The following is a 22,469-nucleotide window of genomic DNA, read 5'->3' as shown; positions in this document are numbered from 1 at the left end:
AGCTATCGTTCGGCGATCTTCTACGCCGACGACGCGCAGAAGGCGGTGGCGGAAGAGACGATCGCCGATGTCGAGGCTTCGGGGTTGTGGCCCGGCAAGGTCGTCACCGAGGTCGCGGCCGTGGGGGATTTCTGGGAAGCCGAGCCCGAGCATCAGGATTATCTGGAGCGGATTCCCAACGGCTACACCTGCCACTTCATCCGGCCGGGCTGGAAGCTGCCGCGCCGCGTCGACGCCGCCTGAGGCACGAGACAGCGCCGGAAGTCCGCAAGCCGGCTTCCGGCCCCTCGTGAGGAGGTGTCCGGAAATGGCTCGCGCGCCCCGCGATCCGGTCGCCGATGAGCGGGTCGTCGTGCGTGCGCCATCGAAAGGCGCCCTGAGCAAACCGCTCGACGCCATTCAAGCGCGGCCGCCCGCAAGCTCATCGTCGATCCTGCCCGCGCGTGCCGGCAGGGCGAGCCTCCCGGACCACGGCAATAACGACGCCCCCACGCCACGCAAAGGCCGCCGGATCGCTCCGGCGGCCTGTTTTTCATGAGGCAAGGGCCTTGCGTCACATCGCCGGGACGATCGCGATGTCGTGGACCGTGCCGCTGGCGTCCTTGATCTTGCCCACCTCGCTGGCAGCGCCCTTGGCGAGATCGACGCGGTACAGCGTGCCGTCGGCCAGCAGCCAGCCCTCGCTCGCCGCCGCATCCACCATGACGATGTCGAAAGCATAGTTCTTCGCGCTCACGCCGAGCTTGCCGACCGCATTGAGCACGCCGTCATTGGGCGGCGCCTGCTTCACCAGCGCGCCGATGGTGGCGTCGATGTTGTAGAGGGTGGTTTCCTTCGCGCCCTTCATCGAGTTCGTGTAGCTGCCGGCGACGATGTTCGGCGTCTCGCCCTTGTGCATGTCGGTGTCGGCGAATTTCAGCGTGCCATCGGTCGTGACCTTGCCGTCATCGACATTGGCGCGGAGATTGGTGCCGTCGCTGCCGATGACCCGCAGCCGGTCGGCCACCGGGTTGAAATCGACCGTGGCCGCGACACCGGGCGCCAGCATGGTGCTCAGCTTGGACTTCTTGGTCGCCTTGCCGCTGGTGGCATCGATCACGGCGACGGTGCCGTCGTCGAACAGGCCATAGAGCATGCCATCGGCGGGGCGCACATCGATGCCGACCAGCTTGCCCTCGACGCCGCTGACCTTCATCGGCGTGCCCGCGGTCCAGGTCTTGGCGTCGACGGGGGCGATCATGTTGCCGTCCATCAGGGCGATCACCGTCTGTGCCTGGGCGGTGCCCGCGCCGGCAAGGAAGCCCGCGAGCGCCAGGGCCATCATCGAGACTTTCATCTGCGTTCCTCCGTTTGAAGCCGGACAAATCGGCTTGACGGAGCGGTTACCCGCCACATTCCCCAACGGATGCGGCGCACCTATCTTTTTTTCTTCCCGCATCCAAAGTGCCCGCTCGCGCGTATCCAGATCGGATGATCGACGGAACCGAGATGACAGCACTGGCAACACCCGGCCCGGCACCCCGGCGCGACGAGTTGGCGCGGGCACTTGAGGGCTGCGCGCGCGGTGATCGATCGAGCCTGCGGCACCTCTACGATCAACTGGCTCCACAGATGATCGGCGTCGCCCTAAGGCTGCTGCGCCGCCGCGACCTTGCCGAGGAAGTGGTGCAGGACACCTTTTTGCGGATCTGGGAGAAGGCTGCCACCTTCGATCCCGCGCGCGGCGAGCCGGCGACGTGGATGTTCGCCATTCTGCGCCACCGGGCCCTCAATGTGCTGCGCGGCGAGGGGCGGACCGATCTGGTCGACGACTTCGAGCCGATGGGTCTTGCGAGCGAGGAGGCCGACGCCGAGCAGATGGTCATCTCGCTGTCGGAGACCGGAGCGCTGCGCCGCTGCCTTGAACGTCTCGAGCCCCTGCGCCGCAACGCCATCGTGCTGGCCTACGCGCGCGGGCTGAGCCATGGCGAACTGGCGGGGCGTCTGGGCATTCCGCTCGGCACCGCCAAATCCTGGATCCGTCGCGGCCTGCTCTCGCTCCGGCAGTGTCTGGCATGACCGAGGCGGAGAAAGAGGCGCTCGCCGCCGAATACGCGCTGGGCCTGCTCGACGCCGATCAGGCGGCGCGCTGCGAGACATGGCTCGGCAGCGATCCGGACTTTGCCGACCGGGTGGAAAGCTGGCGCCGCAACATGATCGAGATCGACATGGCCGCCAGCCCCGAGCCACCGACCGAGGCGCTGTGGCAACGCATCGAAACCGGCATTGCCGGCCCGCAGGCGCAGGCGCAGGCGCAGATGCAGGTGGCTTCGTCGCTGCATGGCGCCGCCGCCAAAGCGCGAAAGCGGTGGTCCGGCAGGCTGTGGAGCCATCTTCCGGCCTGGCGTGCCTTGGGCCTCACCGCCGCGGCGGCCTGCCTCGCTTTGGCGGTCGCGCTGGCCGTGCAAACCCGCGACATCGCCCGCACGCCGATCCTGGTGGCGGTGATGATGTCCGATGAGAACCGCCCGCTGGCACTGGTCAACGCATTCCGCGACGGGCGCACCGAGCTGGTACCGCTGGAAGCCCTCAGCGCCCCCGAAGGCAAGTCGCTTCAGGTCTGGACGCTGTGGGACCGCGCCCGCGGCCCGGTGTCGGTCGGCCTGCTCGAGGCCATGCGCAGCGTGAATCTCACGGTGGACGGGCTTCCCGCGACCATTCCCGAGCAATTGTTCGAGGTGACGCTGGAGCCCGCCGGCGGCTCGCCGACCGGGCGGCCGACCGGGCCGATCCTCATGAAGGGCAATGCCGCGCGAACCGAGGTGGGAACGTAAGGCGCCCGCATTCAATCAGTGCCGTCGCCCATGATCGGGGCCCGCTGGCGGCCTCGCGCCGCCAGCGCGCTCAAGCCTCGGCTAGACGTCAACGATGAGGTCGCGGGGGCAACGCTCGGTCCAGCACTCCACGCCGGATTCCTTCACATGGAAGGTCTCCTCCGTGTGGTGGCGGCAGCCGTCATGGTAGTAGCTGTACTCGATGCAGATCACCGAATCCGGCTCGATCACCGAACGGTTCACCTGATTGAGCCGAGGCTGCTCGTGGGCGCCGACGCCGATGCCGTGGCCGAGGAATTCGCGCGGGAACTTCTCGAGATATTTCGAGATCATCGCGTAACCCTTGTCGAACACCTCGCCGCCGGTCATGCCGGGCCGCAGCCCCATGCCGAGTTCCATCTGCACCTCGTTGAGCCACTTCCAGATGTCCTGGTGACGCTGCGAGGTCTCGCCCACGAAGTAGGAACGCACGAAGTCGCCCGAATAGCCGAGGCAGGTGGCGCCCATGTCCACTTTCACGAAGTCGCCGCGCGCGATGGTGTGGTCGACCACGAACGGCGCATGGGCGGCATAGGACGTCTCGGGCCCGCAGCCGATGTTGATGAAGCGGTAGCCATCGGCTCCCTGGTCGACCATCTCCTTGACGATCACCCCGAACAGGTCGCGATCGGTCGCCCCGATCTTGATGGCGTTGCGGAAGGCGGCATGGGCTTCGACGGTGATGTCGGTCGCCTTCTTGAGCCGGCGAATCTCTTCCGGCGTCTTGGCCATGCGCACGATTTCCAGCGGGGCGCTGAAATCGACGACCTTGTTGCCTTCGAGCAGCGCGTCCAGCTTCGAGCGGTAGCCTGAAGGCAGGCTGTCGCCTTCGGTGCCGATGACGAAATTCTTCACCTTGCGATCGTCCAGCACGGCCTTGGCCGCCTGGAAGAAGTCGTCATAGAAATGGGTGTCGATGTCGGTGAAGAACTCCGCCATCGCATAGGCGCGCACGTCCTCGATCCAGGTCGAGTCCATCGCCAGATGCAGGTCGACGGCGGGCACGATGAAGGCCGGCGCCAGCGCCGGATCGCGGAAATAGAACACCGTGAACGGCCGATAGGTCAGGTGTCCGCCATTGTTGAAGAACTCGGAGATGTATTTCGAGTTCTCATTGCCGCGGACGATGATGAGGTCCACGCCCTCCTTTTCCATGGCGGCGCGCAGGCGGGGTTCACTGAACAGGACTGGTTTGCGTGACACGGCTTCTTCCCTAAAGAACGGACGAGACGTCAGGCCGGGGTTCCGGCCCGACGGGCGGGGTGGCGCTTCAGTTGGTGATGGTCGTGATGGTTTCCTGCATCAGATCGGGGCCGACCTTCTTGCCGATCTCCTCCCACAGCGGACGCATCAGCGGCTGGAAGGCGGCGGCGTCGATTTGGCCGATCTCGGAGGTGGTCTTCATTTCGGCGAGGTATTTCTCGTCGAGTTCGGCGCCGCGGGTGAATGAATATTCGGCGGCGGCCTTCGCGGAGGCCTTTACCGCATCCTGAACGTTCTGCGGCCACGCCGAGAAGAAGATCGGGCTGGCCATCATCGTGCAGGGGGTGAACAGGTAGTTCGCCATGGTGAGGTATTTCTGCACCTCGTAGAACTTGGCGCCGTAGATCGACGGCAGCGGGTTCTCCTGCCCGTCAATGACGCCCTGCCTGAGCGCGGCATAGGTCTCGCCGAACGCGATGGGCGTCGGATTGGCGCCGAGCCTCTCGAAGATGGTCTTGCGGAACGGCGTGTTGGGGATGCGGATGCGCAGGCCCTTGAGGTCTTCGGGCTTGCTGATCGGGCGGACATTATTGGTGATCTGCCGGAAGCCGAGCTCGGTCAGGTGAAGGCCGACGATGCCCTTCGCGGTCAGGTTCGCCATCAGCTTTTCGCCGATGGGACCGAAGACGACCTTCTTGGCGTCGTCCCGAGTCGTGATCAGGAACGGCGCCTCGAACAGGCCGAGCGTCGGCTCGACCGACTGCACCGGCGAGCAGGCGATCGTCATCTCGTGGGTCCCGAGCTTGAGCCCGTTCATCACGTCGATGTCCTTGCCGAGCTGGCCGCCCGGCACGAACTCGAACTCGACCTCGCCGGGAAGACGCGCCTCCAGGTCCTTCTCGAAGAAGGTCATGACGTCGTAGATCAGCGATCCGGGCGAGGATTCGATGCCCGCCTTGATCTTGGTGAGGGCGGAGGCCTCGGTGGCGCCCACGAGCGCGAAGGCGAGGACGGCGACGTGCAGGGCAGCCTTGTTCATTGATGTGTTCCCCAGAACGAAATGGCTAGAAGGATGCCTCCCCGGCGGATGTGAGGTCGCGTTCGATGGACTCGAACTTGTTCATGATGTGCGCGCGCATGATCTGGCCGAGTTCGATCGGCCGGCGCATCTGCAGCAGGCGCAGCATGGTGTCGTGCTCGCGCACCGCGGCGGCCCACCGGGCCATCGAGACGTGGGAATTGAAGCGGGACGCCAGAATGCGGCCGGACACGCCGCGATGGGCGAGGGCCAGCGCGTCATTTCCGGCGGCGGCGAGAATGGCGTCGTGAATCGCCTGGTTTATGTAGAAGTAGGTGTGGCGATCCTCGGCGAGGAAGCTCTCCACCATCTGGGCCTGCATATCCTCGATCCGTGCAATGTCGCCGTCCGTCATCCGCACGGCGGCGAGTTCGCCGGAGTACCCCTCCAGAACGCCCATCACGCCGAAGAGGCCGCGCAGGTCCTCCAGCGTCGGCGCCACGACCCGCGCGCCGCGGTTCGGCTGGATTTCCACCAGGCCATCGGCACTGAGCACCTTCAGCGCTTCGCGTAGCGGCGTGCGGCTGACGGCGAAGCGGTCGCAGAGATCGATCTCCGAAATGCGCACCCCCGGCGCCAGCTCTCCCTCGGTGATCATCACCCGGATCTTTTCAACCAGTCCCCGGTGAAGCGACGGGTCGCGGCTGCGTCGCCCCTCGGCGGACGAGGCTGCGGGCGCTGCGGAGCCGAGGAGGCTGTCCTGAGGATCGGTGTAGTCATCGGTCATGAGCTGAGGCTCCTACATAATTCAAAATGACACAATACCGTGCCGAGCATAATTTTTAGGCGCGCCGGTTTAAAATTCAGTCTTTTGAGTTTAAAGATTTATTTCTATCGTCATCAGGAATCTCGACGAGGCCACTGAGGCGAATCTGGCATGATTGAATTATATCGGCGGATTTTTGCATGACGACAGAGGTGAGAGCGATGACCCCTCCGACCCTGCTCGCCGCAGCCCTCGACCTGTTCGACGCGCTGATCCGGGCCGCGATCCGTGTCGCCCGATGGGCCGTGATCGCGATCGCCTTCTTCATCACCGCCTCGATGGTCGCCGGGGTGTTCTTCCGCTTCCTGCTGAACAGTTCGCTCGGCTGGACCGACGAAGTGTCGTCCCTGCTGCTGGCGGTGATGATGTTCCTGGCGATCGGCATCGGCTTCCACAATCGCGAGCACATCGGGGTGGGCGTGCTGATCGAGCGGCTTTCGCCTTATGGCCAGCGGCTGGCAGACGCCGCGCTGCATGTCGTCAGCGCCGCGTTTTTCCTGCTGGTGGGCTGGGCGGCGATCCGCTTCGCCGAGATCGGCATGGGCATGATGCTCGCCACCATCGAACTGCCGCGTGGCCTCTTCTACTGGGCGACGCCCATCGGCTCGATCTTCGCCGCGCTCGTCTGCCTCAACAATGTCGCCCGCATTCTTCGCGGACAGGACCGGCCTCGGTTTGGTGGAGCCGATTGATGACAACGATATTCTTCGGCCTGCTCTCCGCCATCCTCATCGGCCTTCCCGTGGCCGTGGCGATGGGCATCGTGACGACCGTCGCGCTGTCGACCACGACGGTGCCCTATGCGGTCATCCCGATGCAGATGTTCGCCGGGATGGAGAATTTCGTCTTCATCGCCATGCCGCTGTTCATGATCGCCGGCGAGTTGATGAACCGCTCCGGTATCGCGGAAGACCTGATCGAACTGGCGTCGAGCGTCGTCGGTTCGATTCGCGGCGGCCTCGCCATGGTCAATGTCGGCGCCTCGATGCTGTTCGCCGAGATTTCGGGATCGGCCGTGGCCGATGTGGCGGCGCAGGGCACCATTCTCATCCCGCAGATGGAGCGCCGCGGCTACCCGCGCGCCTTTGCGGCGGCGATCACCTCGTCATCGGCGTCCATCGCCATCATAATACCGCCCAGCCTTGCCTTCATCATCTATGGCGCGCTGGCGGAGGTGTCCGTCGCCAAGCTGTTCGTTGCCGGCGTGGTGCCCGGCCTGCTCCTGAGCGCCATGCTGGCCGGGACCTGCTACATCTTCGCGGTGCGCTACAACTGGCCGACGGAGGGGGTGTTCCAGTTCGCCCGCGTCGGCCGCGCGCTTCGCAAGGCGTTCTGGGGCCTGACGCTGCCCATCATCATCCTCGGCGGCATCCTGTCGGGCATCTTCACCCCGACCGAAGCGGCCGCCATGGCCGTGCTCGCGGCGCTGCTGATCGGGATGTTCGTCACGCGCAAGATCACCCTCGCCGAACTGCCCGAACTGTTCCTCACCGCCTCTGTGCGCACCAGCCTGGTGATGCTGATGGTGGCGACGTCGTTCGCCTTCGGTTGGTACCTCACCAATGCCGGGATCCCGCAGCAGATCGCGGCCGACGTCGTCGGCCTGTCCGACAATCGCTACGTGGTGATGTTCATCATCAACATGCTGCTCATCGCGCTCGGCGTCATCATGCACGGCTCCGCCGCGATGGTGCTGACCGTGCCGCTGACGCTGCCTCTGGTGACCCAGCTCGGCTATGATCCGATCCACTTCGGTGTGATCCTGGCGCTGAACGGTGCCATCGGCCAGCAGACCCCGCCGGTCGCCTCGGTCCTCCTGACCGCCTGCTCGGTCAGCGGGTGCCGGGTCGGCGAGGTGATGAAATATAATTGGTGGTTCATCCTGGCCATGTTCATCACCCTCCAGGTCGTTACCTACATTCCTGCCATCTCGCTGACCCTGCCCCGTCTTCTGATCAACTAGCGCCGCGCGCGACGTCGTTGCGACAGGACCTTCGGGTCCTGTCGCTGTTTCACGCGGGCTGAGTGTTCGGGGGGATGTTCATTCGCGTTGACCGGTCGGCGGATCGGGATTTCCGTTTATTTTCCGGCTCCCGATCGCGTCGCCGCCGCCCGTGCCAGCCCCGTCCGCATCTGCTTGCGGGACCTCCGCCCGCCCGGCACCGACCCGGGGGGGCGCGGCTCACAGTGCGGAGTGGTCCCGCACCGCCTCCTCGAGAGCGGGCTTCAGTGCGAGCATCCGCTCGTCGATGGCCGCCGGGTTGTCGCGGTTGAGGGCGATCATGTGCGCGCGGGCGTCGCCGCCGCGGATCACCTCGAACGCGCCGGCCTCGATGCCGCCTAGAATGGCGTCGGCCACCGCCGAGGCCGGCTCGCGCGAGAAGCCGAGTTCCGGCCCGGCGCGGTTCGACGCCATCATCGGCGTGTCGGTTCCGGCCGGGTAGGCGGTCATGACATGAACGCCCTCGCCCTTCAGCTCGCGGCGCAGCGATTCCCCGAACCGCGCCAGCCCGGCCTTGACGGCGGCATAGGTGGCGTAGAACGGCGCGCCGATCAGCGCGATGCCCGAGGCGACATTGACCACCACCGCGTCCCCGCTCGCCCGCAGCGCCGGCAGGGCGTCGCGGGTCAGCAGGATCGGCGCCACGAGGTCGACCTCGATCATCGCCAGCAACTCGGCCTCCGGCGTGTTCTCCAGCCGTCCGGCGCGCACGCCGCCGGCATTGTTGACGAGGATGTCGAGCCCACCGAGCGCGGCGAGCGCCTCATCCAGCGTCGCCGCCCGGCCCTCGCTTGTTGCGACGTCGGCGACGATGCCGTGGGCGCCGCGCCCGCCGGCCTCAAGCCGCGCCACCGCCTGCGCAACCCGATCGGCCCGCCGGCCGCTGATGGCGACGCGGGCGCCCTTGGCGAGGAAGGCTTCGGCCAGAGCAAAGCCGATGCCGCTGGAGCCGCCGGTGATCAGCACACGCTTTTCCGCGATATTCATACGGCGGCCTCGCCAATCTTGTCTTCGGTTCGGGTGTCGAAATCGCCCGCCTCGTGGCGTTCGCGCAATTGCTCGGAAGGCTCGCCGCTCATGCGGTTGACGATGCGCCCGCGCTTGACGGCGGGGCGGGCCAGTATCGCGTCGGCCCAGCGCCGCACATGGGTGTAGTCCTGAACCGAGAGGAACTCGCCCGCGCCGTACTGCCAGCCCAGCACCAGCCCGCCATACCAGGGGAACACCGCGATATCGGCGATGGTGTAGTCCTCGCCGGCGAGATACGGGCTCTCCGACAGCCGGCGGTCGAGCACGTCGAGCTGGCGCTTCACCTCCATGGCGAACCGGTCGATGGCGTATTCGATCTTCTCGGGCGCGTAGGCGTAGAAATGGCCGAAGCCGCCGCCCAGATACGGCGCGCTGCCCATCTGCCAGAACAGCCAGGACAGGCATTCCGCGCGGGCAGGCCCCTGCGCCGGCAGGAAGGCGCCGAATTTCTCGGCGAGATAAAGCAGGATCGCGCCGGATTCGAACACGCGAACCGGTTCGGGGCTGGAACGGTCCATGAGCGCCGGGATCTTGGAGTTCGGATTGACCTCGACGAAGCCGCTGCCGAACTGGTCGCCCTCGCCGATCTTGATCAGCCAGGCGTCATACTCGGCGCCGGCATGGCCGTCGGCGAGCAGTTCCTCCAGCAGGATGGTCACCTTCTGCCCGTTCGGCGTGCCGAGCGAATAAAGCTGGAGCGGGTGCCGCCCGACCGGCAGCGTCTTGTCATGCGTGGGCCCGGCGATCGGCCGGTTGATGTTGGCGAAGGCGCCGCCATTGGCCTTGTTCCACGTCCAGACCTTGGGAGGCGTGTAAGAGGGGGGCTGGGTCATGTTGCTCGTCTCCTCAGGCGTGCGTGTCAGGCCGCGGGCGGATAGTTGGAGGGGAAAAGGGCGCGCAGGGCTTCCTCGTCGCGGACCTGCTTGAATGGATGGTCCTTGCCGACCGCGTTGGCGCGCGCCGCCGCCGGGCGTGCCTCGATGTTCTCGAACAGGCGCTTGAGGTTGGGGTAGGGCGCGAGCGGATCGTCCTCTCCCTTGCGCACCCGCGAAGCACGGGCCAGCCAGCCCCAGGCCGACATGTCGGCGATCGTGTAGCCGTCACCGACGATAAAATCGCGGCCGTCGAGGTGATCGTCCAGCACCTGGTAGTGCCGCTCGGCTTCGCGCCGGTAGCGGTTCCGCGCATAGGCTTCGCTGTCCGGGGCGGCGAACTGGAAATGCACCGCTTGGCCGGAGAACGGGCCAAGCCCGGTGCCGAGGAACATGAGCCAGGACAGTAGCTCCGGCCGGTCCTCCGGCTGGCCGAGGAAGCGGCCGGTCTTTTCGGCGAGATAGAGCAGGATGGCGGTGGAATCGAACACCCGCACCTCGCGCCCGCCCGGGCCATCGGTATCGACGATCGCCGGCACCTTGCCGTTGGGGTTGATCGTCCGGAAGGCCGGGGCGTGCTGATCGCCCTTGCTGGTATCGACCGGGACCACCTCATAGGGCAGGCCGGATTCTTCGAGAAGCAGCGCGATCTTGGCGGGGTTGGGGGTCGGGTGGAAATAGAACCGGATCATGAGCGTCGTCCTTACGCGCGCAAGCGCCGACGCGCTTCGCATTTTAGCTCGATCGTTCTACAATGCGCCCGGGCAAGGCCTCTGGCAAGCTGCCTGCGGCGTGAACCGGCGGATGATTCGATGGCGAGACCGAGGGAATTCGACGAGGCGGTCGTGCTCGACGCGGCCGTGCAGTGTTTCTGGAGGCGGGGCTTCGAGGCGACCTCGGTGCGGGACCTGATCGAGACCACCGGCCTGACCGGGGCGAGCCTCTACAATGCGTTCGGCGACAAGCGGGCCTTCTATCGCCGCGCGCTCGGCCATTATGTCGAGGAGAGCATCGCCGACCGTATCCGCCGCTGCGAGGCGCTGGCACCGCGCGCGGCGGTGGGCGCGTTCTTCGCGGAGATCGTGAAGCGCTCGCTGAATGACGGCGAGCGCAAGGGCTGCATGCTGGTGAACGCGGCGCTGGAGCTTGCCCCGCACGATGCCGAGCTGCGGCAGGAGGTGGCGACCGTGCTGGACCAGATCGAAGCGTTCTTCCTGCGCTGCGTCACCGCCGGGCAGGCCGATGGCACGATTTCCGCGGCCCTGCCGGCGCCGGCGCTTGCCAGCCATCTGCTGGGCGTGCTGCTCGGGGTGCGCGTGCTGGCGCGCGTGCGGCCGGAGCCCGCCGTGCTTGAGGGGGTGATCGGCGGCGCACTGGCGCTGCTGGATGCCGGCGTGGAGCCGGCCGCGTAGCAGCGCGGCGGGCATGAGACTTGACGGGCATGAGTCTTCCACGCAGGCGGGGCCGCGTCGTTCCGGCGCGTTGCGGATTGTTGCGAGTGCCGGCCGGCGTCGCAACGCGGATGGCCGGCCCCGTGAAGGGCCGGCCGCCGGGTGCGTTCAGGCCTTGGCGAAGGCGAGCAGGTCCGCGTTCAGCACGTCGGCATGGGTGGTGAGCATGCCGTGGGGATAGCCCTCATAGATCTTGAGCGTGCCGTTCTTCAGCAGCTTGACCGACTTGAGACCGGCATCCTTATAGGGGACGATCTGGTCGTCATCGCCATGCAGCACCAGCGTCGGCACGGAGATCGCCTTCAGGTCCTCGGTCTGGTCGGTCTCCGAGAACGCCTTGATGCCTTCATAATGGGCCTTGGCCGAGCCCATCATGCCCTGGCGCCACCAATTATCGACCACGCCCGGATAGACCTTGGCGCCCTCGCGGTTGAAGCCATAGAACGGGCCGGCGGGAAGATCGACGAAGAACTGGGCGCGGTTGTCGGCGAGCGCCTTGCGCAGGCCGTCGAACACTTCGAGCGGCAGGCCCTCGGGGTTGGCTTCGGTCTTCAGCATCAGCGGCGGCACGGCGGAGACCAGCACCGCCTTGGCGACGCGCCCGGCCGGCTCGCCGAATTTCGCCACATAGCGCGCGACTTCGCCGCCGCCGGTGGAGTGGCCGATATGGATCGCGTTCTTCAGGTCGAGATGCTCGGCGACCGCGAAGGCGTCGGCGGCGTAGTGGTCCATGTCGTGCCCCTCGCTCACCTGCGACGAGCGGCCATGGCCGCGCCGGTCATGGGCGACCACGCGGTAGCCGTTCTGCACGAAGAACAGCATCTGCGCGTCCCAATCGTCCGAGGACAGCGGCCAGCCGTGATGGAACACCACGGGCTGCGCGTCCTTGGGACCCCAGTCCTTGAAGAAGATCTCAACGCCGTCCTTGGTGGTGACGTAAGCCATGATGCTGGTCCTTTTCGGTGAGGAACGAAAAAACGGGCGCCGGCATGCGCTTGGCCCGGGTGCGTCTCTGGTGGCCCGTCCGGTCCTGGCGGCGAGTGCGCCAGGCGTCCGGCCGGGGTCGCCGGTGGATGTCCGCAATGTAGCCGCTGGCGCCCGCGTCTCAATTCAGCCTAGGTGCATCCCGACTAGTCTATGCGCGTGTGGCGGTCATACGAGCGTATGATCACGATACCGTGGCGCGGCGGCAAGTGGGTTCGGCACGTTGGTTCGGCATCCGGGTTCGCCGAGCCGGTCGCCTGCGGGGCCGCCGGCCAAATCCGGGTTCCACGGCTCGCGCAGGCGGCTATAGATAGGCGCGACGAGGCCCGGCTGATGCGAGGTGACGACATGGCGGACAGGAACGAGGGCGCTGCCGGTGCGGATAACGGCGAGAGCGTGCCGCGGACCCGGCCGCCGCAGGACCCGGAGGCCTTCGCGCGCTGGCTCGGCCTGGAAACGCTCAAGGCCGACCTGAAGCGGCTGGAGCTGGAAAAGCTGCGCTATGCCCAGGAGCAGCAGCGGATACAGGAACAGCAGCGCGCGCAGGAACAGCAGCGCGTCCCCGAGGCGCCGGGCCGGCCCGGACGCGGCGGGCTGATGCTCGGCAGCGTGGCACTGGTGCTGGTCCTGCTGCTGGCGGCGCTTGCCGGCTATCTTGCCGCACGGCTCGACGCTCTCAACGGCGAGGTGGCGCGGCTGTCCATGACGCAGGCCGACCTGAAGGACGCGCTTGAGGCGGTGGACGCCCAGCTTTCCGTGGCCGCCGCGGCCCCGGTGCCTGCCGCCCCGGTCTCCGGCAGTTCGTCCCAGCTCACCTGGTCGCCTCCGCCCGGCGTCTCCAGCCGCCCGGTGGCGCCGGAGAGCATTCCGGTCGCCACGCCCGGCGCGCCCGCGGCCGCAGCCGCATCAGCCGCGCCGGCCGATCCGGCGCCTGCCGATGCCGCCGCGCCGGCGGCTCAGGCCGATGCCTTCTCGGTGCGGGTGTTCGGCTCGGCCAATGCCAATCTCAAGAACCGGATGGAGGCGTTCGCCTCCGTGGTGAAGGGGGCGGGCTTCAAGGTCGAGGTCTCCAGCAACGATGTGTTCCAGCCGCTGAACAACTCGATCCTGTTCCACGCCTCCGCCGCCGCGAAGGCCGAGGAACTGGCACGGGTCCTGAAGGCCAAATACCCGAAGATCCAGTTCGATATGAAACTGAGCGAGGCGATCACCGACAGCATGCGCCGCATCATCATCGTCAACCTGACCGACGAGTCGCTGAACTGAGGCGCCGACGGAGGTTCGGCCGGACCGGACCCGGCCCGGCGCCTAGGCCCACGTCACCGGCAGCGGCGCCTCGCGGAAGGCGAAGCGGTCGAGGTGGTTCATCACCATGCCCTTCATGCGCTCCAGCGTCTCGGCGTCCGGCGCGTCGATCCGCACCGCGAGCCGCGCCGCGTCGGCCTCCATGGTGGCGACCGCGCCGGCCGGCAGCTCGACGCGGCCATGGTCCGGCGTGAACTCGACGGTAAGTTTGTGGCTCCAGTGCTTGCAGAGCTGCTGCAGGTAGCGGCTGGCATTGAGCGTGGGGATCACGCCGCTGGCGGCATGGGTCATGGATCTGCTCCTGGCATCTGCGATCCGGCTCAGGCGGTCCGGTTCAGGTGAGGTCGTCTATGGGGATCGACGGGTGATGTCCTGTCAGCTGGGGGACGCCGGGTCCGCCGGCTCGCCGAGCCCGAGGCGCAGCATCGGAGCCATCAGCTCCACCCGAACGCCGGCGGGATCATAGGACACCTCGACCTGTCCCCCGAAATCGGCGCTGAGCGCGCGCTCGACGAGACGGGAGCCGAAGCCCCTGCGTTGCGGCGGCTGCACGAGCGGGCCGTCCTTTTCCTCCCAGTGCAGGCGGAACAGCTGTTCCGTGCCGGGCGTGCCGGCGTTCCAGCTGAGGCGCACCGCGCCTGACGGCGTCGAGAGCGCGCCATATTTGACGGCGTTGGTCGCCAGCTCGTGCAGGGCGAGCGACAGCGCCAGCGACTGGCGGGCGGAAAGATGGAGCGCCGGCCCCTCAATGGTCAGGCGCCCGTCGACATCGTGCGGGCGCAGCGCCTCGGCCACGACGTGGTGGATCGGGGCCGCCTGCCATCGGGAGTTGACGAGAATGGACTGGGCGTTGTCGAGGGCCTGCAGGCGCCCGATCAGCATGTGATGGGCGTTGTCCTTGTCCTCCGCGTTGCGGAAGGTCTGGTTGGCGATGCCGACGATCATCGCCAGCATGTTCTTTATGCGATGCTGGAGTTCCGAGTTGAGCAGCTCGACGCTGCGAAGAGCGTCGATCTTGCCCGTGGTCTCGATCACCGTGTCCATCACGGCGCAGACCTGGCCTTCCTCGTCGTAGACCGGGCTGTAGCAGAAGGTGAAACAGGCCGGCTCGGGGTAGCCGTTGCGCTCGATCACCAGCGGAAAATCCTCGATGAAGGTCGCCCGGCCCGCAAAGGCGCTGTCGAGGATCGGCGCGATCTCGTCGCGAACCTCCGACCAGATGTCGAGGAACGAACGGCCCAGCGTGTTCGATTTCTTGCCGAGGATCGGCCGGAACGCATCATTATAGATCGCCGTGCATTCGGGACCCCAGACGAGGCATTTCGGAAAGGCCGAGTTGAGCATCATGTCGACGGTGATGCGCAGGGTCGGCGGCCACTCCTCGATCGGTCCCAGGGGCGTCGAGCTCCAGTCGAACGCCCGGACGGCGCGCACCATGTCGCTGTCGCCGTGGGGAAAGGCGCCGTCAGAGGTCGTCATCAAGAGCTGCCTTGTCCATGAACGCGAACGCCGGAACCTTATATAAGGCGGCTCGGTCGTGTTTGGGAGGTGGCATGGCGCGGCGGTCCGACGGTGCGCGCACGTATCGGCGGGCGGTGCCGAAACTGGCTGGGGCGGGAGGATTCGAACCTCCGCATGGGGGAATCAAAATCCCCTGCCTTACCGCTTGGCGACGCCCCAGCAGGCGCGGGAGGGCAAACCTCGCGCGTGGGCGCGGACATAGCCACAGGAACGGCGCGCTTTCAACCATGATCACGCCGCGGCGCTCCATCCACAGGCTGCGAAGAGGAGCCCGCCGATAGGCTCTTGCGGGTTTATACATCCGCATGTTAGAGGCTCGCGCCATGTCGGAGTGTAGCGCAGCCTGGTAGCGCACCTCGTTCGGGACGAGGGGGTCGCAGGTTCAAATCCTGCCACTCCGACCATTTCAGCCCTGGGGTTTCCCGAACCCCGTTGCCCTCTGCGTCACCGCCGCCCACGGAGTCTGGGTCGCTGCACGGCGCAGGCGGCAATCGCGCGTCATTGCCGCTCTGCGATGGCGGCGCGTAGTGTGCTCAGCCGATTGCCGAAGCGCTCCTCGCCGGCCGCGCTCCAGTGGTCGCCGTCATTGAAATAGACATCCTTGCAATTGATGATGTCGGTCTTCGCATCGAAGTTCAGGTCCTTGATCGTAGAAATATAATCAATATCGCCGCGCGCAGCCATTTGCCGGGCAATATCGTCATCAAGCTTGTCAAACGATGCAGTCAGATTCGGGCGTACGCCTTCGGGAGGGTTGCTGCACCCGCGCGCGACGAGTTCCCGCATGGCGAGATAGGGTTCGATCCACGGCCCGAGCCAGATCACCGGGGTATAGGCGTCGATCTTGGCGAGATAGTCGGCAACCGCGTTCACGCCTGTCGTGTCGACGGCGAACTCCTCATGGTTGTTGCGGTCGAGCAGGTCGGCGCGGTCGGTGACGTCGCCGGTGTCATCCAGCATCAGGTAGAAGCCGGCCTGATTGTAGATCACCAGCGCGAACGCGTCGGGGCTACCCTTCACGAAGTCCAGGAAGCCGTCATAGTGGCAGTTCGCGCTGGGAATGTTCGGGCGGCAATAGCCACGTGCGATTCCGACGACGAACGGCTTGTCCGTGGTTTTGATCAGGGCGCGATAGGTGTTCATCGAGTGGGAATCGCCGAGCACGGCAATTCCCGGCCCGTAGCGCCGCCGGCAGTCCGCGATGGTCGCGGCGGAGGCGGGCGAGATGCCGTCGATCTGAAGCCGGCAGTCGCCGCTGCGGCCGTAGGGCGACTTGGCGCGGTCGGCGACCGCCTCCACAATCCTGAGGGCATTGAGTTGGTCGTCGTTCAGATATCTCAGCCGAGCCTGCGCGCTCGGGCTGAAATAATAGCCGGCGACGCCGACCGCGATGAAGACCAGCGAGGCCAGCGCGGCGCTGGAGAACAGCACGCGCCGCGTCACCTCGCCAGGCTTGCGGAACGGCTGCTCGATGAAGCGCCAGGAGAGTGCGGCCATGACGAAGGTCACGGCGCAGAGCGCCAGGTAAATGTTGGTGCTGACCTGCTCCATGAAGTACATGCGCGCGAAGACGAACAGCGGCTGGTGCCAAAGATAGGCGCTGTAGCTGATCAGTCCGATGGCGATGAACGGCTTCCAACTCAGCAGGCGGCCGGCGATGGTGTCCTGTCGCGCCAGCGCGATCACCAGGAGGACGCCGACCACCGGGATCAGCGTCCATGCGCTCGGCCACGCGATGCTCTCGTCGAAGGCGAAGATCGAATATACGATCCCCCCTAACCCCAGTAACGCGCCAGCTTCCGAACGCCAGGATGCCGGGCGGTTCCACCGTTCTGCGGTAATGGCCAGCGCGGCGCCCAGCCCCAGTTCCCAGGCGCGGGTGGGCAGCAGGAAGAAGTTCGCGTCCGGGTAGCGCGGGGCCATCCACTCCGCCAGGCCCAGACTGAGAGCCGAGAGGATCACGAGGACCGCCGTGAGGTTCCTGGGGCTCAGCTTTCCAACAAGTAGGATCAGGATCGGGAAGATGATGTAGAACTGCTCCTCGACGCCCAGTGACCATGTGTGGAGGAGCGGCTTCATCTCGGCGGCGGCGGCGAAATAGCCGCTTTCACGCCAGAACAGGATATTGGACACCGACAAGATCGTGGCGATGACGCTTTGCCAGAAATCCTTGAACTCCGGCGCGGTCATCAGCAGCCAGGCGGCGGGAATGCAGGCGAGAACGAGTGCATAGAGGGCGGGGAAGATGCGCCGGATGCGGCGCTCGTAGAACTTGACGATGGAAAATCGGTTCGCGAGCGTTTCCTGATAGATGACCGTCGTGATGAGGAAGCCGCTTATGACGAAGAAGATGTCGACGCCGACAAATCCTCCCGAAAATAAGTCGAACTTCGCGTGGAATAAGATAACAGGCAGTACAGCTAATGCACGAAGTCCATCAATTTCGGCGCGGTACTTCATGAAAATGCCCTTTAATAAATAAAAATTATATTAAATAATATCGATTATACTTTTAATGTGCGAATCTGCTTTGCTATAATATAGTTGTGCCTTCTGGTCCATCTTGTGTCGACGTTGCGGGTGCCCTCCGCCGCACTCCGGCGCGGTCTCCGGCTGATTATAAACTATACCATGCGCCGTCGCCGGCGGTGAACGTCGGCGGATGGAAGCTCACGCCGGGCCGAACGTGCCGTCGGTGCGCAGGCGTTCCAGCACACCGGTCGCCACCGCGAAATAGGCGCCGTGCAGTTGCAGCCGGCCGTCATCGACCCTTTCCTTGACCCAGGGAAAGGTTTCGAGATTTTTCAGCGACAGCTTCACGCACTGCTCCTCCACGACGCGGCGCTGCTCGACCGGATCGTCGCTGAGCTGGCGCGCAATGCCGCTCGCCGGGGCGGCGATGTTGATCCAGTCCTGCAGAAAGTCCGGCGCCGCGTCCGGGGCGCCGTCCAGCAGCGCCCGCGCGCCGCCGCACAGCGCGTGGCCCAGCACCACGATGCTCGACACCTGAAGCACACGCACCGCGAACTCGATGGCCGCGCTGGTGCCGTGATGGGTGTGGTCCGGCACGCTGTAGGGCGGCACCAGATTGGCGACGTTGCGCACCACGAACAATTCGCCCGGCCCGACATCGAAGATCATGGTCGGGTCGACCCGGCTGTCGGAACAGGCGATGACCAGCGTCTGCGGGCTCTGGCCCTTCAGCGCCAGCTTCTCGAACAGCGCCTTGCGCTCCGGCCATGACGTGTTGCGGAACCGGCGGTAGCCATCGAGCAGATCGTCCATGCTTCCCTCATCGTGTCGAGCCGGCCGGGCGGGAGGCGCCTGCACGCCGCCATCCGGCCGCTGGCGCAGAATTGGCCCTGAGTGAGGCGGCTTTGCAAGACCCTGGCCGCTTCCCGGCCGAGCTTTGCGACAATCCGGCGACGGGGCGGGCAACTTGGCCGCACCTCGACGGCCGCCCGCTGCCGCGCTATTGCGGGCGCGATGGCAACGCGGAAGGTCCGGCATGGCTGACGACGTCCTGTTCGAGCGCCGGTTCGAGGCCGTGCCCGGTGCGGTCGATCCCGTGGCGCCGGGGGTGCGGCGCGTGCTGGCGCCCAATCCCGGCCCGTTCACCTTCACCGGCACCTGCAGCTACATCATCGGCACCGGCGAGGTCGCGATCGTCGATCCCGGCCCGGACGATCCCGCCCATGTCGGTGCGCTGCTGGCGGCGGTCGAGGGCGAGCGCGTCAGCCATATCCTCTTGACCCATACCCATCGCGATCATGCCGGCGCGCTGGAGGCGCTGCGCGCGGCAACGGGTGCCCCGGTCTATGCCGAGGGCCCGCACCGGGCGGCGCGCCCGCTGCATGACGGCGAGGTCAACGCGCTGGACGCCGCGGCCGATCATGATTTCCGCCCCGATGTCGCGCTGGCCGATGGCGCCCGCGTCGATGGCGGGAACTGGAGCGTCACCGCGCTGGCGACGCCGGGGCACACCGCCAACCACATGGCTTTCGTCATGGAGGCGTCCGGACTCATTCTGGTGGGCGACCATGTGATGGGCTGGTCCACCACCATCGTCGCCCCACCCGACGGCTCGATGAGCGACTATATGCGTTCGCTGGAGCGCATGCGGGAGCGGCCGGAGACGCTCTATCTGCCCGGCCATGGCGGCCCGGTGCGCAACGGCCCGGCCTTCGTCGAGCGCTTCATCCGCCATCGCCATTCCCGCGAGACCGCGATATTGCGGGCGCTGGAGCGCGGGCCGATGACGATCCCCGACATCGTGCGGGCGATCTATATCGGGCTCGACCCGCGGCTGAACAAGGCGGCGGGCCTGTCGACGCTGGCGCATCTGGAGGATCTGGTGGCGCGCGGCGCGGTGGTGACGGAGCCGCCCGTGACCTACGCCGGCACCTACGCGCTGGGCTGAGCGCCGTCAGCGCCGGCGCCGGCCCTGCATCGCTGAAAGGTCGGACAGCAGCGCGTCGATGCGCCGGGCATTGGAGCCGAAATCCCGGTCGCTGTTGCGCGTCACCGAACGCATGTCGACCCGCGTGCCCTGGTCGGTGCGGCGGATGCGGATCACCACGTCGTCGCGCAGGCCGAAGGGCAGGCCGCGCGTCGTGGCCTCGATCCGGCCCTCGCGCTGGGCGCCGCGCGGCGGGGCGGCGTCCACCACCGTCCACTTGCGCCGGGTCACCAGCGACAGGGCGGCGTTGTAGACCTCGTCCGGCGGGTTGTCGAAATCGATCGGCTTGATTTCGGGATAGGCGTCCTCCTGCTCGGCGGCGGCCACCGCGCCGGGATAGTCCAGCGCATTGGCGTGCCGCGAGCGCGCCGCGTTCAAGGTGGCGAAGACCGGGGGATCCTCGGTGTCGGTGGTGATGTCGTGCAGCGCGGGCAGGCCGGTGCTGAGCCCGGCGAGCGTCGCCGTCGGCGCGATAAGCGCCAAAGCGAGGGCGGCGGCGGCGATGACACGGCTGAGCCCGCGCAGGCCCTCGTTCCAGATCACCACGAAGCCGGCCAGCGCCAGCAGCAGCGCAAGGCCGGACACCGCCACGCCCGCGAGCACCGCATAGACCGCGCTTCGGAAATCAAGCGTGCCCAGGGCGTAGAGCCCGATGGCGATCGCGGTCACCGGCAGGGCGAAAACAGCGGTGCGCAGGCTCCATATGGCGAGCCTCGACACACGCTCCTCGACATAAAGCCGCCTGCGGATCATCGCGCCCCCGCCTCACACCGTCGCGAACAGAAGGTCGGCGAGATCCTCGATCCCGTCCACCACAAGATCGGCCTCATCGGCGAAGTCATCGATCGGCCCCGGGCCACAGCGCACCAGAATGGCGATGGCACCGGCCGCGCGCGCGGTGTCGAGATCGTGCTTCGTGTCGCCCACCAGCGCGATGGCCGAGGGCGCAAGGCCGGTCAACCGGGCGAAGGCCTCGACCATGCCGGGCTTGGGCTTGGCGCCATAACCCGAATCATAGCCATAGACCGCCTGCAGCATGCCGCCGATGCCGAGCAGCTCGGCCTGGATGCGCCCGTTCTCTTCCGCGTCATTGGTGGCGATGCCGATGGGCAGGCCGGCGGCATGGAACCGCGCGATCGCGCGCGCCGGGTCGCCGATCGGCGTCAGGAAGCGCCGGCCTTCCTCGATGAACAGCCGGTCGATCTCGCCGAGGAAGGCCTCGTCCGGCTCGACGCCCAGTATCTGCGCCCAGAGCGGGCCGTAATCGCGCGAGGAGCCGGCGATCAGCGGCGAGCTTTGCAGGAACAGCCGGCGTTCCGGCAGGTAGTGGCTGACCGCGTGAAGGCGCCGCAGCGCCGCTTCGTCCGGCCCCGCCAGCCGGGCCATCGCGGCCCCGGCCGCCGGTCCCCAGGTGCGGTCGAAATCGACAAGCGTACCGTCCTTGTCGAACAGAATGGCGTGTGGAACGTTCAAGTCGGGTGAACCTGCGTGTGACGACATGAGGAAGCGCCTGATATCATGAAAAACCACGGCCTCCCATGGCGCCAGACGGCGCCGCATTCGCCCCGACACCCGCGCCGGCTGCCGCGCCTTGCGGCGCTGTGCCTTGTTGGCGTGGTTGCGGGCATTGCGGTGCCGGCGCATGCGCAGAGCGAGGATCTGAAATCAACCATCGATGCCGCCGGGTCTTCGGTCGACCGGCAGCTCGGCGAATGGTTCGGCGTGGCGCCGCCGCGTCGCGCCACCCGTAACGCCCGCAAGACCACTGTTCGAGAGACCGCGGCCCGCCCGGAACAGGTGCCGCTGCCTCCGCGTCGGCCGCAGGAACTCGCGACGCCAGCTGCGACGCCTTCCGTGGCCCCCGCGCCGGAAAATCGCGCCGCCCCGCCGCCCGTCGCCGCTGCGTCGACCGACAACAAGCCTGCGGACCCCAAGCCTGCGGACCCCAAGCCTGCGGACGCCAACCCCGCCGCCGCCAGCTCTGCCAAAGCCGGGCCGATCGAGACGGCGGTCGCCCCGCCGGTGCCGCTCGCGCCTCCGGTCCCGGCGGCCGAGGCGCGCTCGGAGAACCCGCCGCCTCCCGCGCCGCCGGCGAGCGCGCGCAATGAGGGGCGTGGCGTGCCGCTGCCCCCGAGCCGGCCAGCCCTGCCGGACGAGGTGAAGGTCGCCGCGCTCCCGGCCCCGGCGACGGCCCCCGCGATGGCTCCGGCGGCGGGCGACGAGGCCCCGGCCACCCCGCCCGCGCCGCCGCAGAAGGCGCTGATCCCCACCATCTGCCCGGAACTCTCCAATGAGGATCTCGGCACCTTCTCCACGCAGGATGTCACCACCACCCAGCTGGCCTGCACGGTCGACCGGGGCGTGACGCTCAGTGCGGTGCGCATGAAGGACGGCCGTATGGTGAAGCTGGAGCCCGCTGCGCTGCTGCGCTGCGAGATGGCGGCGGCGGTGGCGGTGTGGATGCGCGACGAGGTGGACCCGCTGGTCGCCACGCTCGGCTCGAAGCTCAAGAGCGTGAAGGTCGCGGGCTCGCAGCAGTGCCGCCCGCGCAACCGTGTGGCAGGGGCCAAGATCAGCGAGCACGGACGCGGCAACGCGCTCGATACCGGCGGCTATGTTCTGGAGGACGGACGGCAGATCGACATCGGCGGCAAGGGCGACAAGGCGATGCCGCGCGCTTTCCAGGAGAAGCTGAAGGCCAGCGCCTGCGCCGGCTTCACCACCATTCTCGGCCCCGGCTCAGACGGCTATCACGAGGAGCACCTGCATGTAGACCGCGCGACCCGGCGCAGCGGCGCGGTGCTGTGCCAATGGGCGATCGCGCCGGCGGACAAGGCGGAGGCCAAACCAGAAGCCAAACCGGATCCGAAGCCCGCGCCGTGAAGATATGCCGCGCTCAGACCAAGGGCGCGCTTCCGGGGAAGGCCGCCGCGCACTAGTGTGGCGG

The 22,469-nt window shown here is 67.0% G+C and carries 24 protein-coding genes and 2 tRNA genes; 11 read left to right on the top strand and 15 right to left on the bottom strand.

Features of this window, described 5'->3' with window-relative positions; genetic code table 11:
- A partial coding sequence (locus tag MKI84_RS17090) for a peptide-methionine (S)-S-oxide reductase (RefSeq protein ID WP_241621449.1) occupies positions 1 to 243 on the top strand: 243 nt, incomplete at its 5' end.
- Positions 244 to 307: 64 nt separating this feature from the next.
- The gene (locus MKI84_RS17085; RefSeq protein ID WP_241621448.1) at positions 308 to 538 is read left to right on the top strand and encodes a hypothetical protein; all 231 of its coding nucleotides are present in this window, start codon (positions 308 to 310) and stop codon (positions 536 to 538) included.
- A gap of 15 nt (positions 539 to 553) precedes the next feature.
- On the opposite strand, the gene MKI84_RS17080 is transcribed toward MKI84_RS17085, so the two are convergent.
- Positions 554 to 1,336, bottom strand: a complete 783-nt coding sequence (locus tag MKI84_RS17080) for a DUF4394 domain-containing protein (RefSeq protein WP_241621447.1) — start codon at positions 1,334 to 1,336, stop codon at positions 554 to 556.
- 152 nt (positions 1,337 to 1,488) lie between these two features.
- Here MKI84_RS17080 and MKI84_RS17075 point away from each other — a divergent pair, with 152 nt between their 5' ends.
- A complete protein-coding gene (locus tag MKI84_RS17075) occupies positions 1,489 to 2,058 on the top strand; it encodes a sigma-70 family RNA polymerase sigma factor (protein ID WP_241621446.1) in 570 nt (189 codons plus the stop codon).
- Positions 2,055 to 2,813 carry an anti-sigma factor gene (locus tag MKI84_RS17070; RefSeq protein WP_241621445.1) on the top strand — a complete coding sequence of 253 codons (759 nt, stop codon included), beginning with the start codon at positions 2,055 to 2,057 and terminating at the stop codon, positions 2,811 to 2,813. The genes MKI84_RS17075 and MKI84_RS17070 overlap by 4 nt, the downstream gene beginning before the upstream one ends.
- Before the next feature lie 81 nt (positions 2,814 to 2,894).
- On the opposite strand, the gene MKI84_RS17065 is transcribed toward MKI84_RS17070, so the two are convergent.
- The 3 genes from MKI84_RS17065 to MKI84_RS17055 form a co-directional block, all read right to left on the bottom strand.
- A complete protein-coding gene (locus MKI84_RS17065) occupies positions 2,895 to 4,055 on the bottom strand; it encodes a M24 family metallopeptidase (protein ID WP_241621444.1) in 1,161 nt (386 codons plus the stop codon).
- Positions 4,056 to 4,122: 67 nt separating this feature from the next.
- Positions 4,123 to 5,094 carry a TRAP transporter substrate-binding protein gene (locus MKI84_RS17060; RefSeq protein ID WP_241621443.1) on the bottom strand — a complete coding sequence of 324 codons (972 nt, stop codon included), beginning with the start codon at positions 5,092 to 5,094 and terminating at the stop codon, positions 4,123 to 4,125.
- Between the two features lie 25 nt (positions 5,095 to 5,119).
- The gene (locus tag MKI84_RS17055) at positions 5,120 to 5,860 is read right to left on the bottom strand and encodes a GntR family transcriptional regulator (protein WP_241621442.1); all 741 of its coding nucleotides are present in this window, start codon (positions 5,858 to 5,860) and stop codon (positions 5,120 to 5,122) included.
- A 200-nt stretch (positions 5,861 to 6,060) separates the two neighbouring features.
- Here MKI84_RS17055 and MKI84_RS17050 point away from each other — a divergent pair, with 200 nt between their 5' ends.
- Together MKI84_RS17050 and MKI84_RS17045 are read left to right on the top strand one after the other, a co-directional pair.
- A complete protein-coding gene (locus MKI84_RS17050) occupies positions 6,061 to 6,591 on the top strand; it encodes a TRAP transporter small permease (RefSeq protein WP_241621441.1) in 531 nt (176 codons plus the stop codon).
- Positions 6,591 to 7,862: a TRAP transporter large permease gene (locus MKI84_RS17045; RefSeq protein ID WP_241621440.1), complete on the top strand. Its 1,272-nt coding sequence runs from the start codon at positions 6,591 to 6,593 to the stop codon at positions 7,860 to 7,862. The genes MKI84_RS17050 and MKI84_RS17045 overlap by 1 nt, the downstream gene beginning before the upstream one ends.
- A 219-nt stretch (positions 7,863 to 8,081) precedes the next feature.
- On the opposite strand, the gene MKI84_RS17040 is transcribed toward MKI84_RS17045, so the two are convergent.
- Genes MKI84_RS17040 through MKI84_RS17030 form a run of 3 tightly spaced genes read right to left on the bottom strand, consistent with a single transcriptional unit; the run spans position 8,082 to position 10,494 of the window.
- Positions 8,082 to 8,888, bottom strand: a complete 807-nt coding sequence (locus MKI84_RS17040; protein WP_241621439.1) for an SDR family NAD(P)-dependent oxidoreductase — start codon at positions 8,886 to 8,888, stop codon at positions 8,082 to 8,084.
- A complete protein-coding gene (gene yghU, locus MKI84_RS17035) occupies positions 8,885 to 9,763 on the bottom strand; it encodes a glutathione-dependent disulfide-bond oxidoreductase (protein ID WP_241621438.1) in 879 nt (292 codons plus the stop codon). Before yghU ends, MKI84_RS17040 begins: the two co-directional genes overlap by 4 nt.
- A gap of 26 nt (positions 9,764 to 9,789) precedes the next feature.
- Positions 9,790 to 10,494 carry a glutathione S-transferase family protein gene (locus MKI84_RS17030; protein WP_241621437.1) on the bottom strand — a complete coding sequence of 235 codons (705 nt, stop codon included), beginning with the start codon at positions 10,492 to 10,494 and terminating at the stop codon, positions 9,790 to 9,792.
- Positions 10,495 to 10,614: 120 nt separating this feature from the next.
- Here MKI84_RS17030 and MKI84_RS17025 point away from each other — a divergent pair, with 120 nt between their 5' ends.
- Positions 10,615 to 11,214: a TetR/AcrR family transcriptional regulator gene (locus MKI84_RS17025; RefSeq protein ID WP_241621436.1), complete on the top strand. Its 600-nt coding sequence runs from the start codon at positions 10,615 to 10,617 to the stop codon at positions 11,212 to 11,214.
- A 147-nt stretch (positions 11,215 to 11,361) separates the two neighbouring features.
- On the opposite strand, the gene MKI84_RS17020 is transcribed toward MKI84_RS17025, so the two are convergent.
- Positions 11,362 to 12,198 (bottom strand): alpha/beta fold hydrolase, encoded by an 837-nt coding sequence (locus MKI84_RS17020; RefSeq protein WP_241621435.1) that lies wholly within the window; start codon positions 12,196 to 12,198, stop codon positions 11,362 to 11,364.
- Positions 12,199 to 12,585: 387 nt separating this feature from the next.
- Between MKI84_RS17020 and MKI84_RS17015 the strand changes: the two genes are divergently transcribed.
- On the top strand, positions 12,586 to 13,503 hold the full coding sequence (locus MKI84_RS17015; protein WP_241621434.1) for a hypothetical protein: 918 nt from the start codon (positions 12,586 to 12,588) through the stop codon (positions 13,501 to 13,503).
- A gap of 42 nt (positions 13,504 to 13,545) precedes the next feature.
- Here the strand turns inward: MKI84_RS17015 and MKI84_RS17010 are convergent, their stop codons facing one another.
- From MKI84_RS17010 to MKI84_RS17000, 3 genes are all read right to left on the bottom strand, one after another.
- Positions 13,546 to 13,833, bottom strand: coding sequence for a DUF2218 domain-containing protein (locus tag MKI84_RS17010; protein WP_241621433.1), 288 nt, complete (start codon positions 13,831 to 13,833; stop codon positions 13,546 to 13,548).
- 84 nt (positions 13,834 to 13,917) lie between these two features.
- A complete protein-coding gene (locus MKI84_RS17005) occupies positions 13,918 to 15,021 on the bottom strand; it encodes a sensor histidine kinase (protein ID WP_241621432.1) in 1,104 nt (367 codons plus the stop codon).
- Between the two features lie 126 nt (positions 15,022 to 15,147).
- Positions 15,148 to 15,222 (bottom strand) — tRNA-Gln (locus MKI84_RS17000).
- 168 nt (positions 15,223 to 15,390) lie between these two features.
- Between MKI84_RS17000 and MKI84_RS16995 the strand changes: the two genes are divergently transcribed.
- Positions 15,391 to 15,467: transfer RNA gene (locus MKI84_RS16995), tRNA-Pro, on the top strand.
- A 94-nt stretch (positions 15,468 to 15,561) separates the two neighbouring features.
- Here the strand turns inward: MKI84_RS16995 and MKI84_RS16990 are convergent.
- Entirely contained in the window at positions 15,562 to 17,523 is a 1,962-nt protein-coding gene (locus MKI84_RS16990; RefSeq protein WP_241621431.1) for an acyltransferase family protein, read from the bottom strand.
- A gap of 210 nt (positions 17,524 to 17,733) precedes the next feature.
- Positions 17,734 to 18,348 carry a carbonic anhydrase gene (locus MKI84_RS16985; RefSeq protein ID WP_241621430.1) on the bottom strand — a complete coding sequence of 205 codons (615 nt, stop codon included), beginning with the start codon at positions 18,346 to 18,348 and terminating at the stop codon, positions 17,734 to 17,736.
- A 223-nt stretch (positions 18,349 to 18,571) separates the two neighbouring features.
- Between MKI84_RS16985 and MKI84_RS16980 the strand changes: the two genes are divergently transcribed.
- Positions 18,572 to 19,483 (top strand): MBL fold metallo-hydrolase, encoded by a 912-nt coding sequence (locus MKI84_RS16980; RefSeq protein ID WP_241621429.1) that lies wholly within the window; start codon positions 18,572 to 18,574, stop codon positions 19,481 to 19,483.
- 6 nt (positions 19,484 to 19,489) lie between these two features.
- On the opposite strand, the gene MKI84_RS16975 is transcribed toward MKI84_RS16980, so the two are convergent.
- Positions 19,490 to 20,275: a DUF1499 domain-containing protein gene (locus MKI84_RS16975; RefSeq protein WP_241621428.1), complete on the bottom strand. Its 786-nt coding sequence runs from the start codon at positions 20,273 to 20,275 to the stop codon at positions 19,490 to 19,492.
- A 12-nt stretch (positions 20,276 to 20,287) separates the two neighbouring features.
- A complete protein-coding gene (locus tag MKI84_RS16970; protein ID WP_241621427.1) occupies positions 20,288 to 20,995 on the bottom strand; it encodes an HAD family hydrolase in 708 nt (235 codons plus the stop codon).
- 45 nt (positions 20,996 to 21,040) lie between these two features.
- Here MKI84_RS16970 and MKI84_RS16965 point away from each other — a divergent pair, with 45 nt between their 5' ends.
- Positions 21,041 to 22,405 (top strand): extensin family protein, encoded by a 1,365-nt coding sequence (locus tag MKI84_RS16965; RefSeq protein ID WP_241621426.1) that lies wholly within the window; start codon positions 21,041 to 21,043, stop codon positions 22,403 to 22,405.
- Positions 22,406 to 22,469: the final 64 nt, after the last annotated feature.

This window comes from Ancylobacter gelatini, from assembly GCF_022601675.1.
Lineage (GTDB): Bacteria > Pseudomonadota > Alphaproteobacteria > Rhizobiales > Xanthobacteraceae > Ancylobacter > Ancylobacter gelatini.
Note: the sequence above shows the minus strand (reverse complement) of the source record. Positions and strands in the feature narration are given on the sequence as shown.

What these genes read in the sequence shown, in the direction of transcription:
- MKI84_RS17085 (WP_241621448.1), top strand. Translation starts at nt 308, where the DNA reads ATGGCTCGCGCGCCCCGCGATCCGGTCGCCGATGAGCGGGTCGTCGTG.
- MKI84_RS17080 (WP_241621447.1), bottom strand. Translation starts at nt 1,336, where the DNA reads ATGAAAGTCTCGATGATGGCCCTGGCGCTCGCGGGCTTCCTTGCCGGC.
- MKI84_RS17075 (WP_241621446.1), top strand. Translation starts at nt 1,489, where the DNA reads ATGACAGCACTGGCAACACCCGGCCCGGCACCCCGGCGCGACGAGTTG.
- MKI84_RS17070 (WP_241621445.1), top strand. Translation starts at nt 2,055, where the DNA reads ATGACCGAGGCGGAGAAAGAGGCGCTCGCCGCCGAATACGCGCTGGGC.
- MKI84_RS17060 (WP_241621443.1), bottom strand. Translation starts at nt 5,094, where the DNA reads ATGAACAAGGCTGCCCTGCACGTCGCCGTCCTCGCCTTCGCGCTCGTG.
- MKI84_RS17055 (WP_241621442.1), bottom strand. Translation starts at nt 5,860, where the DNA reads ATGACCGATGACTACACCGATCCTCAGGACAGCCTCCTCGGCTCCGCA.
- MKI84_RS17050 (WP_241621441.1), top strand. Translation starts at nt 6,061, where the DNA reads ATGACCCCTCCGACCCTGCTCGCCGCAGCCCTCGACCTGTTCGACGCG.
- MKI84_RS17045 (WP_241621440.1), top strand. Translation starts at nt 6,591, where the DNA reads ATGACAACGATATTCTTCGGCCTGCTCTCCGCCATCCTCATCGGCCTT.
- MKI84_RS17040 (WP_241621439.1), bottom strand. Translation starts at nt 8,888, where the DNA reads ATGAATATCGCGGAAAAGCGTGTGCTGATCACCGGCGGCTCCAGCGGC.
- yghU (WP_241621438.1), bottom strand. Translation starts at nt 9,763, where the DNA reads ATGACCCAGCCCCCCTCTTACACGCCTCCCAAGGTCTGGACGTGGAAC.
- MKI84_RS17030 (WP_241621437.1), bottom strand. Translation starts at nt 10,494, where the DNA reads ATGATCCGGTTCTATTTCCACCCGACCCCCAACCCCGCCAAGATCGCG.
- MKI84_RS17025 (WP_241621436.1), top strand. Translation starts at nt 10,615, where the DNA reads ATGGCGAGACCGAGGGAATTCGACGAGGCGGTCGTGCTCGACGCGGCC.
- MKI84_RS17020 (WP_241621435.1), bottom strand. Translation starts at nt 12,198, where the DNA reads ATGGCTTACGTCACCACCAAGGACGGCGTTGAGATCTTCTTCAAGGAC.
- MKI84_RS17015 (WP_241621434.1), top strand. Translation starts at nt 12,586, where the DNA reads ATGGCGGACAGGAACGAGGGCGCTGCCGGTGCGGATAACGGCGAGAGC.
- MKI84_RS17010 (WP_241621433.1), bottom strand. Translation starts at nt 13,833, where the DNA reads ATGACCCATGCCGCCAGCGGCGTGATCCCCACGCTCAATGCCAGCCGC.
- MKI84_RS17005 (WP_241621432.1), bottom strand. Translation starts at nt 15,021, where the DNA reads ATGACGACCTCTGACGGCGCCTTTCCCCACGGCGACAGCGACATGGTG.
- MKI84_RS16990 (WP_241621431.1), bottom strand. Translation starts at nt 17,523, where the DNA reads ATGAAGTACCGCGCCGAAATTGATGGACTTCGTGCATTAGCTGTACTG.
- MKI84_RS16985 (WP_241621430.1), bottom strand. Translation starts at nt 18,348, where the DNA reads ATGGACGATCTGCTCGATGGCTACCGCCGGTTCCGCAACACGTCATGG.
- MKI84_RS16980 (WP_241621429.1), top strand. Translation starts at nt 18,572, where the DNA reads ATGGCTGACGACGTCCTGTTCGAGCGCCGGTTCGAGGCCGTGCCCGGT.
- MKI84_RS16975 (WP_241621428.1), bottom strand. Translation starts at nt 20,275, where the DNA reads ATGATCCGCAGGCGGCTTTATGTCGAGGAGCGTGTGTCGAGGCTCGCC.
- MKI84_RS16965 (WP_241621426.1), top strand. Translation starts at nt 21,041, where the DNA reads ATGAAAAACCACGGCCTCCCATGGCGCCAGACGGCGCCGCATTCGCCC.